The 10,960-nt window shown below is 48.2% G+C and carries 10 protein-coding genes and 1 rRNA gene; 1 reads left to right on the top strand and 10 read right to left on the bottom strand.

The window, feature by feature from the left end; translation table 11 throughout:
- Positions 1 to 118 (bottom strand): 16S ribosomal RNA (locus tag MRBLPE1_RS26730); the annotation flags it as partial.
- A gap of 294 nt (positions 119 to 412) precedes the next feature.
- Positions 413 to 1,726, bottom strand: coding sequence for an anti-phage deoxyguanosine triphosphatase (locus tag MRBLPE1_RS26725; protein ID WP_364151467.1), 1,314 nt, complete (start codon positions 1,724 to 1,726; stop codon positions 413 to 415).
- Between the two features lie 98 nt (positions 1,727 to 1,824).
- Here MRBLPE1_RS26725 and MRBLPE1_RS26720 point away from each other — a divergent pair, with 98 nt between their 5' ends.
- Complete coding sequence (locus MRBLPE1_RS26720; RefSeq protein WP_364151465.1) at positions 1,825 to 2,388, top strand: guanylate kinase; 564 nt, start codon at positions 1,825 to 1,827, stop codon at positions 2,386 to 2,388.
- A gap of 62 nt (positions 2,389 to 2,450) precedes the next feature.
- Here the strand turns inward: MRBLPE1_RS26720 and MRBLPE1_RS26715 are convergent, their stop codons facing one another.
- From MRBLPE1_RS26715 to MRBLPE1_RS26680, 8 genes are all read right to left on the bottom strand, one after another.
- Positions 2,451 to 3,620, bottom strand: coding sequence for a Gfo/Idh/MocA family protein (locus MRBLPE1_RS26715; protein WP_364151462.1), 1,170 nt, complete (start codon positions 3,618 to 3,620; stop codon positions 2,451 to 2,453).
- Between the two features lie 246 nt (positions 3,621 to 3,866).
- Positions 3,867 to 4,427, bottom strand: a complete 561-nt coding sequence (locus MRBLPE1_RS26710) for a hypothetical protein (protein WP_364151555.1) — start codon at positions 4,425 to 4,427, stop codon at positions 3,867 to 3,869.
- Positions 4,385 to 4,570 (bottom strand): hypothetical protein, encoded by a 186-nt coding sequence (locus MRBLPE1_RS26705; protein ID WP_364151459.1) that lies wholly within the window; start codon positions 4,568 to 4,570, stop codon positions 4,385 to 4,387. Before MRBLPE1_RS26705 ends, MRBLPE1_RS26710 begins: the two co-directional genes overlap by 43 nt.
- 117 nt (positions 4,571 to 4,687) lie before the next feature.
- Positions 4,688 to 5,104: a WapI family immunity protein gene (locus tag MRBLPE1_RS26700; protein WP_364151456.1), complete on the bottom strand. Its 417-nt coding sequence runs from the start codon at positions 5,102 to 5,104 to the stop codon at positions 4,688 to 4,690.
- 48 nt (positions 5,105 to 5,152) lie between these two features.
- Complete coding sequence (locus MRBLPE1_RS26695; RefSeq protein WP_364151453.1) at positions 5,153 to 7,012, bottom strand: 3'-5' exonuclease; 1,860 nt, start codon at positions 7,010 to 7,012, stop codon at positions 5,153 to 5,155.
- 455 nt (positions 7,013 to 7,467) lie between these two features.
- The gene (locus MRBLPE1_RS26690; protein ID WP_364151450.1) at positions 7,468 to 8,430 is read right to left on the bottom strand and encodes a class I SAM-dependent methyltransferase; all 963 of its coding nucleotides are present in this window, start codon (positions 8,428 to 8,430) and stop codon (positions 7,468 to 7,470) included.
- A complete protein-coding gene (locus MRBLPE1_RS26685; RefSeq protein WP_364151447.1) occupies positions 8,402 to 9,256 on the bottom strand; it encodes a polysaccharide deacetylase family protein in 855 nt (284 codons plus the stop codon). Before MRBLPE1_RS26685 ends, MRBLPE1_RS26690 begins: the two co-directional genes overlap by 29 nt.
- Before the next feature lie 103 nt (positions 9,257 to 9,359).
- Positions 9,360 to 10,859 (bottom strand): glycoside hydrolase family 32 protein, encoded by a 1,500-nt coding sequence (locus MRBLPE1_RS26680; protein ID WP_364151553.1) that lies wholly within the window; start codon positions 10,857 to 10,859, stop codon positions 9,360 to 9,362.
- Between the last annotated feature and the right edge of the window lie 101 nt (positions 10,860 to 10,960).

Below are 10,960 nucleotides of genomic sequence, written 5' to 3'. Positions count from 1 at the left end.
CACGTGTTACTCACCCGTCCGCCGCTAACCTTGTCCCGAAGGACAAGATCCGCTCGACTTGCATGTATTAGGCACGCCGCCAGCGTTCGTCCTGAGCCAGGATCAAACTCTCCAAATTGGTGTTTGAAATGCTCATTACTTTTTATCGCTTTTCTAACGATCCGTTAGGATCGTAAGGGCAGTTATTACTCGTTGTTCAGTTTTCAAAGAGCAATCTTTTTTCTTTCGTTCCGGTGTGTTTCTTGGCCGGAATAAGAATATACCATGGACAAGACTAGTAATGCAAGTGTTTTTTAAAATTAAATAATAAAAGTTTTAAAATCCCTATATTACTGCTGATACAACATAGAAGCTTCACCATTTGAAGCTTCTATTCCATAAGAACACATAATAGAGGAATATCTCCGCGAAGCTAGATATCGAAAAGCCGGCCGCCGGCCGCTTCAAACAAACGCGAATACATTTTCAGCGCATAAGTATCTGTCATGCCGGCTATGTAATCGCAAACTAACCGTGCATTCCGCTCGTCCGAGGTTTTACTCCAGCTTCCCTTCTCATCTTCCGGCAGCAGATTTTTATCATTCAGCATCGCATCGAACAGCTTCTCGATCATTTTGCCTCCGCGCCATTCGAAGGTTTGTACCTTTTGCGAGAAAATGACATGATCCACGACGAGGGTTTTCAAATCCTCCAGCAGCTGCATCGCTTCCTCGGCGATGACCGCCCTATATCGCAGTCTATTAGAAGAGAAACCCGGCTGCGCATCCTTTATCGTGATTTCATGGATGAAACCGGATACTAAATCAGCGAAAAAACGTTTCGTCTGCTTGTTTTTATCGCTGGCTTTGTCCAAGAAAATCCGCAGCGACTCGGCAATACGTTCCGATGAAATCGATTGATGCCGTTCGACCACCTCACATAGTTCATCCCTTTTGATCAAATTCAGCTTAAAGGCATCCTCCAAATCATAGGTTGCATAGGCGATATCGTCTGCCAGCTCAATAATGGAGCATTCAAAGGTTTTATTCAGCGTTTTCTTGTGCTTTCCGTCCTGCGGCTCGGATATTTGTATGAAATAGGCTTTCTCCTCGGGCGAAAAAGCTTCAAGCACCCATTCAAACACCGGCTCATCCTCTTCAAAAATGCTGCTTTTGGGCGGTTTGCCCGTCACAGCCGGATTATTTACCCGCTTCATGCTGGCCGGATATTTGAGAATGGACAATAAAGAAGCCCTAGTTAGATCAAGTCCCGCTTCCCTGTCCTCCTCTCTGCTGGTCAAAAGCCGAAACGTATGCGCATTCCCTTCAAAATTAAGATCAAAGGCTCTCATGCATTTGTTCAACGCGCGCTCGCCTTGATGCCCAAACGGCGGATGGCCGAGATCATGGGCCAAAGCGGCAGCTTCAATAAGGGAGATATCTATTTTGCTCTCGCTCTCTTTAAAGATCATGTTTTTTTCATTTAACGTTGTGGCAATTCCTCTGGCAATTTGAGATACTTCAAGGGAATGGGTAAGGCGCGTCCGATGAAAATCCCCTTCGTTGATGCCGATTACCTGCGTCTTGGATTGCAAACGGCGAAACGCCGCCGAATGGATGACCCTGCCGAAATCGCGCTCGAAGTCATCCCGAATCGAAACCCGCTGCTTCGCGTTTTCCGTATTGATATGCCGCTCGATATCTTTTTCATTATAGAATGGATTAAAAGGATGATTAGTCAGAATCATAGGCTCGCTCCCAGCTGAATTCTTTTAGAGCCATTTTAGCAATATAGGGTCATTATTGTAAGTAGATATTGAAGAGATAATAAAGGAGAGCTAGCGCCTTGGGAAATATATTCGCATTTTATGGACCGTCCGCGTCAGGAAAGTCCGAAATTCAAAAAGAGCTGGCAAACAGCGGCTATCCAAAAATCATTACCGCTACGACAAGGTCCCCGAGGCCGCATGAGGAAAATGGGGTCCATTATATTTTCATGACGGCCGCGCAATTCGAGCATGAACTGGAAGCCGGATCGTTTATCGAGTGGACCCAATACAATGGGAACTATTACGGCACGTTAAAATCCAGCATCGAAGAAGTGCTGCGTCACGACGGCAAGGCCCATATTGTTCTGGATTTGGCCGGCGTGCTCGCCCTCAAGCAGTTGTACAGCGGGACCGTTGCCGTATACATAGGCGCTGACATCGAAACGATCACGAGAAGGCTCACGCTTAGAGGAAGCCTGACGGAAGAAACGGTAAACCGAATCCAAAAAGCGGAGCAGGTGGAATTAAGCAGCGCCTATACGCAGCATGCCGATGAAATCGTTTGGAATCATGACGGCGTTGATTTTAACGATACGATGGCGCGCATACACCAAATCATAGCTGCCGGCGATACGCCGTAAGCGCAAAAAAGAGCTTTCCTGTCCGGAATGGACAAGAGAGCTCTTTTTTTTATTAACTGCATTTACTGTTGGACTTGAATCCACCGCTCTTCTTTATGGCTCTTTAGGATTGCTTCCATTATGCACATGGATACATGCCCGTCTTCGAAGGTCGCGAAATTCGCCTTATCCTTGAGAGGATCTTTGCCTTCCCGTATGAAGGTGTAATATTTCAGCATCATATTTTTCACCGAATCCGGCCACCCTTCCGTATGCCCGCCCGGATGATGAATTGATGGTCTCGCTTTTTTGAGAAACAAAGCCGGATCGGCCATCAGTACCTCATTCGAGCGATCGCGGTGGCCAATCCACAGCTTGGCCGGCTCTTCCTGCTTCCAATAGGCGGACTTGCAGGTGCCGTTCAATTCAAAGCTAAGCGCGTTCTTCCGGCCGGCACTGACTTGAGAAACCGTAAAGGCTCCCTTGCTGCCATCATCGAAACGGATAAGCACCGATGCATAATCCTCCGTATGGATAGGAATGTCCTCGTACTCCCCGTCTGCCTGATCCTCATCGCTTCCGCTGAATGTATCCGAATGGGATACGGGCTTTTTCCGATTGGGATGGACGGTCCATAAATCGGCGAACACTTGCGAGATCTTCTTGCCCGTCACATATTGGACAGTATCGCACCAATGCGATCCGATATCCGCGACAGCCCGCGAACGGCCGCCGGTCTTATCCTCCAACCGCCAATTGTAATCCGTTTCGTAAAGCAGCCAATCCTGAAGATAACTGCCATGCACCATGTTGATCCTGCCGAGTTCATTCTGCTTTACCATCTCCGACAGCTGCTTCATCATCGGAAACTGGCGATAGTTAAAATTAACGCCGTGCACGATGCCATGCTTGCGTGCCAATGCCAGCAATTCTCTTGATTCGTCGCTCGACATTGCCAGAGGCTTCTCCGACAGCACATGCTTGCCGGCCTCGATAATTTCACGGTTAATCTGAACATGCAAATGATTCGGCGTGCAGTTGTGTATGACATCAATGTCCGGATTACGGAGCATTTCCCTATAATCGCCGTAGGCAAGCGGCACGCCAAGCTCCTCCGCTTTTTTGTCAGCACGTTCTTGGCCTCGCCGGGCCACAGCAATGACTTCTACGAATTCAAGCCTGCGTACAGCCTCGAGATGCGCGGGTCCGATAAAACCGGTTCCGATAATGCCTGCTTTGATTTTCGTTTCCAATACTTTCACCGCCTTCTAGAAGCACCGTTCACTTCGATCTCGCTTTGTTTGTTCGTATTTACCCATTTGCAAGCTATATTAAACGCTGCGTAACCGACATGCCGCAGATTATGATGCGATACACCATTCGGAGCGAGTGTGGTTGGGCAACGCGAACAAGAGGTAACCACATGGGCTACCTCTTGTTTACATCAGTGAGCACATGGCTGCAAACTCGCCTCGCATTAGCAGTGGACAGGTTAAACTCTAGGTAAGCAAATGAAGCAGCAAAGCTTTTTGAACATGCATCCGGTTCTCCGCCTGCTGATAAATAATGGAGCGCTCCGATTCCACAAGCTCCGCTTCGATCTCAAAGCCGGGATGAATAGGCATATCATGCATAATATAGGGCGTATGTCCCGCGAGGTTATTGCGATTCAATTGAAAGGGCAGCATCTTCTCTAACCGCCGGTTTTTCTCTTCTTGATAGTGGTCGTCATGGTAAAACTCCATATCGATCCAAGTGTCCGTGTAGACAAAATCCGATCGCGCCGCCGCTTCTGTTAGGCTGTCTGCCTTCTCTATGAGTCCGCTTCGATATGCCTGCTGCATGAGCTCCTCATCCCAGGAAGGGGGATTAATAATCGGCGTAACCAATAGAAGCTTAACTCCCAGCGTCATGCAGCCCGCAACCAAGGAGTTGGCTACATTGTTATGGATGCCGACATACGTGAGCGTCATTCCCTTAAACGCCCCAGCAACCTCGTAAATCGTCATGAGGTCCGCTAACGCCTGGCACGGATGGTATTTTTCGCAGCAGCCATTGATGACGGATGAAAAAGCATGAGCAGTCCTTTTCGCTCGGCTGCATGGTAAAAGCGTTCCGGGCTGTTCTTCACCGCGATTCCCTGCTCTATGATGGATTGAAGCGTATCCGCATCGTATTCTTTTAATGATATTAAATGGTTCATCGTTTCACCTCGATTGTATATTTATGCATATTAATGAATTAATATTCAATTTAAAGGGAAGGAGCATTTTTGTCAACCGCAGGAAAAAAAAGAACCCTGCAGCCGATGCTGCAGAGCCTAAATGGAGACGAGTGCGGAAAAGGATTTCGCGATCCTCTCCAGATCTGACGGGTTTATAACAAAAGCTCCAGAAACGGTACGCTTCGTTGATGAATAGTCGAGATAGACATGCTTGGACAACGAATAGTCTAGCACGAAATCCCCTTTTCGGTTCACGCTCTGAATCGTGAGTTCAAATTCCTGAGGGCTCATGCCTATAAGCGTCGCTGATCCTTGACGCTCTAGATTTATTTTCTTAATGGCAGAAATAAAGGCCTTTAAATCTCGAGCCTCTACCCACACCTGCGGATTCGCCCCGCTGTATTCGTTATCGCTTATCGTAATCGAGAAACAAATGCCGGGGATAAGATCCTGCTGCGATTCCACTAATTCGAACGCTATGCTGGAACGCCTATTCATTGATTCTATCTTCATGCAGCGTCACCTCGGGTTTATAGCTTTAGAGCCTAGCAGCGCTTGAAATCAACCCATCTTCTTCACGGTATGCTTTTTTTCCTTTCGCTGCTGCTGGATCTCGTCCAGGTACAGGGTAAACTTCGAGCTGCCGCTGTAGGAAATAAACAGCCAATCCAGTGCGCGAGTGAGCGCCATGTAGAAAAGAGACACTTCACGCGCTTCGGTCTCTTCCAACGAGTATGGCATATTCTCCGTGTTGACTAGGAATACTGCGCGAAAATCCAGATCCCTTGCGCCTTCTACGGTCGATATTCGGATTGCATCGCTGGCGCGTTCGGAGAGCGCCGTTGATTCGGTATCTTCCGTTATCCCGTTAAACGGGAGGCCTTGCCGTTTAAGCTCCTTACGGATCATATCGATATAGGATAGATGATAATTATTTTTCACGCGATGCAAAATAGCCATTTCAGCGTACGGAACCTTTTTCTCGTCATGCAGGTATTGGATCCGTTTCACGACTGCCGCGAGCTCTTCTTGGAAGCTGCCGCAGCGCAAAATCGCCGGCTCCGGCCCTTTTCGCCGCGTGCTCTGAGGAGGGATGATTGCGACGCCGTCGATCGAGCCCTCCTGCACTTTGTTCTGAAGCTGCGAATGCTGCTGATAAAAGTTCCAGGCAAACTGCACGATTTGTGCCGTATTGCGGTAATTAATAGATAGAATGCGAGAGCGATCCTTGGAATCCTGCGCTTGATTCTGCATGCTTGGACTGAGCATATGGTTCAGCAGCCTCAGCCACTCCGCGTCAAATTCCTGACCCTTGTCGATGAGAATCGCATCGTAGGCTGGCAGGATTGCCTCCTTCTTCTCCAGCTTCGCAATGAGCCCGGGAATATCCGTTTCCCTGGCATTCAACACCTTCGCCAACCACTCATGAAAATGATAAACCGCAACGTTATGCTCCCGGATCTTGTTATCCTTTTGCTCCTCCAGCATGATCCAATCAAAAAGATCCTCCGGCTCGTCCATTAATTCATCCATCATGTGCCGAAGGCTTATCGCTAAGGAATGGCCATGGCTCAGGAGAAGAATTTTCCAATCCGGATTTTGCTTGGCTAGCATTTTGGCGCGGCTGGCAAGGACAACCGTTTTCTCGCTGCCGGCAGCACCGCGAATGATACGCAGCTGCTCTCCGAGCTGCCTTGCTATATTTTCCGGATGCAAATCCGCAGCCTTAATCGCATGCAGCGACAGCAGGAGCTGATCCTGTTCATTTGTATGCTGGCGGAATTCTGCTCCGATACGCACCTCAGGGAATAGATGATCACGAATCGACTGTATATCCTCCGGCGTTAACAGATACCTGCTGCGGTTCCATACCGCGAACATGCCATGGATTTTTTCGATCAACTGATCGGCCGAAAATCCTTCATCCTCCGGATCCATCTCATCGCGGCAAAGCACAAACTGCGGGGATATGACTTCGTACAGGTTGTGCTTCTCGAAATCCTCCTGCTTCATTCGCGTAAAGACGGTGCCGAAGCCGCATGGGAATTTCAGCCCATTTGGAAGACGGCCTCCCTGCTGGAGGAGCTGCGGATCTTTCTTGAGGTGGTTCGCCACATGACGCGCGATGCCCCTCGCTTGCTTATACGGATTTTCCACAGCCTCCAACCGTCCCGCTGACGTATACAGCTGCCATTCGTCATGATCAATTTGAAACAACGCCGTCGGGGTATAGTCCTTCACTTCGAGAACTACAAGCCCCAAGTCGGGTCCAATAATGACAAAATCAGGCCGGCTCCCTTCGATTTCCGGTTCGTAATACACCACGTAGTCATCCGCTAAATAAGCCTTCAACGTACGAAACAGCATTCGCTCGCCCGCAGCCGCACTCGTCCGTATCGCCTCGGGAACCATGTAAGCCATCCTTTGTCACCTCTCGTTCGATTTGTCTAGTTGATGCTAGTATAAAGCCTATTTTGCTGGATGTGTAGCCAAAAAACGCTGGAAGAGCTGTATTTCGCCTTTTCTCGCCAAACTGGCGTTTCATATAAATAGATGGAATTTCTCCATCTAAAATAGCTGAATCAGCCGAGTTTGATCAAATAGCTGGAATTTCTCCCGCTAAATTCAGGAATCAACGCCATTATCGGATAAACCGGGGAATTAACGTGAGAAATTCCATCTAATTTTAAAGATCGAACGGGCTCGGTCCATTTAACTGGAAAAATTCCATCTAAATCTGGCTAGATTTGAATATGGCAGCTCCATATTTGTGAGAAGAAGCATACCGAGCAGCGCGCGCATTCTATTGAGAAGAAGTATATAGCAGTGCAGCTCCTATTTTGTGAGAAAGAGCAGCGCTGCTCTTTCCCCATACCTCAGCGCTCCGCCGTCACCGCGAAATAAACAGGGAGCAGCCCGAGCGTCATCGAATCGGCGAAGGTATGCAGCCGTGCGGCCTGAAAGCCTTGCGCTTCCAGCAGCTTCATCAGCTTCTTTTTCCTGAAAAAGTTCGCTTGCGAGCGAAGAAACGAAGGGTCGGCGGTTGGCGGACGGAGCAGCTTATTCCTGACAAACTGGAGCGCTTTTTTGCTGAAAATCCCTTTTCTAGCAAAAAGGTAATTTCCTATGTAGCCTGAGCCATGAACGAGCAAAAATACCTTCCCTCCTGGGGAAAGCACCCGGTACATTTCTGCTAAAGCTTGTTCCGTATTCAAATATTGCAGCGCCGCTCTGCATACAACAAAATCAACGGAAGCATCCGCGAGCGGAATCCGGTGCGCATCCGCTGTCTTCACTACAACCGTGCTGCTTCGATTGTTCTGTTCTAGCAGCAGCTCATCGAAATCATCCGCGAGCGGAATCCGATGTGCATCCGCTGTCTTCACAACAACCCTGCTACTACGATTGCTTCGTTCCAGTAGGAGCGCTTCCAGCAGCTCGATCTGATTGGCGTTGGTATCGAAGCCATAGATTATCTCCGGCTTGCTGCCGAGCAAGGAGAATACCGTTGCTCCCGCACCGCAGCATAGATCCAGAATCTTTTTGCGGCCGCCGGCCTCTTTTTGCAGAAGAAGATCGAAGGAGTCCGGCTCATACCTCTGCCTATGATGCTCGTAGCAGGCATACCCGAACTCTTTATCCAAAAGCTTTAAATCGCTGGACAGCACGCCTTTGGAAATCAACGCTGCCTTGACTGCTTCTGGCGGTTGATTCCTATTCCTATTCCTATTCCTATCCCTATTCCTATCCCTTCTGTTCAAGCCATTTTCTCTGCCAAAATAATACGCGGCGCCAGCCAGCAAATCCCGGTCAAGAATAATTTCTGATTTTACGCTCATTCTGCGCCTTCCCCCCGATCTGAGGGCAATACCTGCTGATCGACATGCAGCTATAATCGGCCAAAAGCGCTTTCAACTTGTCATACGCAGCATCTAAACCAGAATATCTTCTAATACTATTCAGCTTCGATGTGTTGAAAATACGAGGCTGATGAGGATCCAAATCATAGGGATGGATATAAAAAACGAACGAGCCCCGTTTTCTTAAGATGCTTCTTGCCCCCAAGCTGAAAAGTCGATAAGGATAAATGCGAAAATAACCTCCGCCGCCCCAAGGAACATTGACCCCGCTTACGCGATATACCGGCAGAGGAACCTCCCATAGGCCGTCCCTTATTTTGAAAGGAATCGCGTCAGACGCCGGTAAATCAAACTTGGCGTACAGCTTGTTGAAGGTATTCGGAATGAGGCTGGAATCATAAGTAAAACCTTCTTCTATTAAAAGATCGAGCCCCCAATCCGTCATGGAAAAACACGGGGCGCGATAACCATATACTTCGGAGCCTAATATATTTTCTAAAATGTCCTTGGACATTCGGATATCTTGCTTGAACTCTTGAGGGGACTGCTGATAGACCAAGCGATGGGAATAGCCGTGCGATGCGATTTCATGGCCTCTGCGGTGTATTTCTTTAATTAAATCGGGCCGTCTCTCCGCAATCCAGCCTAGCGCAAAAAAAGTGCCCGTCGCCGCATTTTCGTCCAATAAATCCAGGATTTGATGGACCGGCTTCTCCAGCCTTATTTCATGTCCCTCCCATTCCGAGAGCGACAAATCGGGGCTGCAAAACCAATCCTCCACATCGACCGTAAAAGCCATTCTCATGCCCATCCCCCCCTTCATCCCCTATTATTCCTCATACGTCGAACGATGGCAACATTTGTATTCGCAGGTATGATAATGGATAGGAGGGGTGCAATTTGCTAGTCTAATCTTTGTTAAAGTGCTGGATGACTACATTTTCAAAAAGCGCGGTGCCGCCTTCCGAAAAAAGGCTAATCGCTTTATCGTCCATTTCCGGGAAAACCACATTGGAAAAAGCGACTTGGCCGTCATCGATAAACACTTCGATGCTTGTTTTATCTATCAGAATCTTTAAGTGAACCTTTTTCTTCTTCACATCAAATGGCGCTTTGCTTTCGAGATATCTTCTACTCGTGTCGGGCTGCCCTGTAAAAGCTCGATTGACGTATGCGTATTGGCCATCTACAAAAATACCGACATCGACATGACGGGTTTTATCTGCAGATTCACGAAGCCTTAATCCGATATTTTTGCTCTCTGTCCAAGACATATCGGCGTCAAGCTGGTACGTATCGCCTGTTACCGGAAGCGTTGAAGAGCCATTCACTTTGATTTGTTGAAAGGTATCCGCCTTGCTTGTCCATTGGTTCAATGCTTCAATGGGCTGCGAAACCAGATGATACGTACCATTCCCTGCATGTTGTAATTGAATCTGACGCACAATGGAGTCCATTCCGTTAAAGCCTTCCTTCAGTGTTGGCGTATTGTGCGGGTAATCCCAATTGTTCATCCAGGCCAAAGCATAACGAAAATTGTATTTTTCTCTATCCTTACCGTCTTCGAACGTTACGGCGCCATACCAATCGAAGCCATAATCCAACCACTGCGGTTCCTTGTGATCCGGGGCGAACTCCTTACCGTTAAAGCTGCCCGTCCAGTAAGCGTAGGTGTTTGGTTTTCCAATCGATTTACCATTTGCGCTGGCGCCTAGAATCCATTTCAAACTGCCGTCATCCGCCCGCATCATATAAAGATCGGGGCATTCCACAATGCCGATATTTTCCGTGAAGAAACCGCTCGTATAGCGCCAATCTTTTAGATTGTCGGACTCGTAAAATCCTATTTTCGTTCCTTCCGCCATGGCCATCACCCATTTATGCGCTTGGTCATCCCAGATCACTTTCGGATCTCGAAAATTGGCCGTGCCCGGATTTGGCATAACCGGATCGTCGCTGTAGGACTTAAACGTTTCGCCTTTGTCCGTACTGTACCACATATATTGCTCCTGCTTCCCGCCTTCCGCAGAGGGCTGGGTTACAATCGCCACAAGTGCCCCTTTTCCGAAACCAGCCGTATTTCTATCATCCACAACGACGGATCCCGACCATGGATCGCCGTTTTTGTTCGTATATTTAGGAATGGCCACTCCTTCATCCTGCCAATGCACCAAATCCGTTGAGGTGGCATGCCGCCATTCCGTGCCGTTTCCATCTGGATAATCACGATTATAAAGATAATAGTAATGATATTTCCCATCCAAAAAAATCGGTTTCTGCGGGTCGTTTTTCCACTTGTCGGGTACGGTGAAATGATAGGCAGCCCGATAGGACGGCTTAGGAATCGAATCGATCGTCGGTTCAACCATCTTGTTCTTTCCTAAGTCATATACCGCTGAGACTATCATGATCAAACAGCTCATACCTATGATGAATGCAACAACGATTCCAATTGCTACTGTCTTATTTTTGTTCAAGTGGATACCTCCTCTTTAAGCTGCTAATCCCT

The organism is Paenibacillus sp. LPE1-1-1.1, from assembly GCF_040676435.1.
Taxonomy (GTDB): Bacteria; Bacillota; Bacilli; order Paenibacillales; family Paenibacillaceae; genus Pristimantibacillus.
Note: the sequence above shows the minus strand (reverse complement) of the source record. Positions and strands in the feature narration are given on the sequence as shown.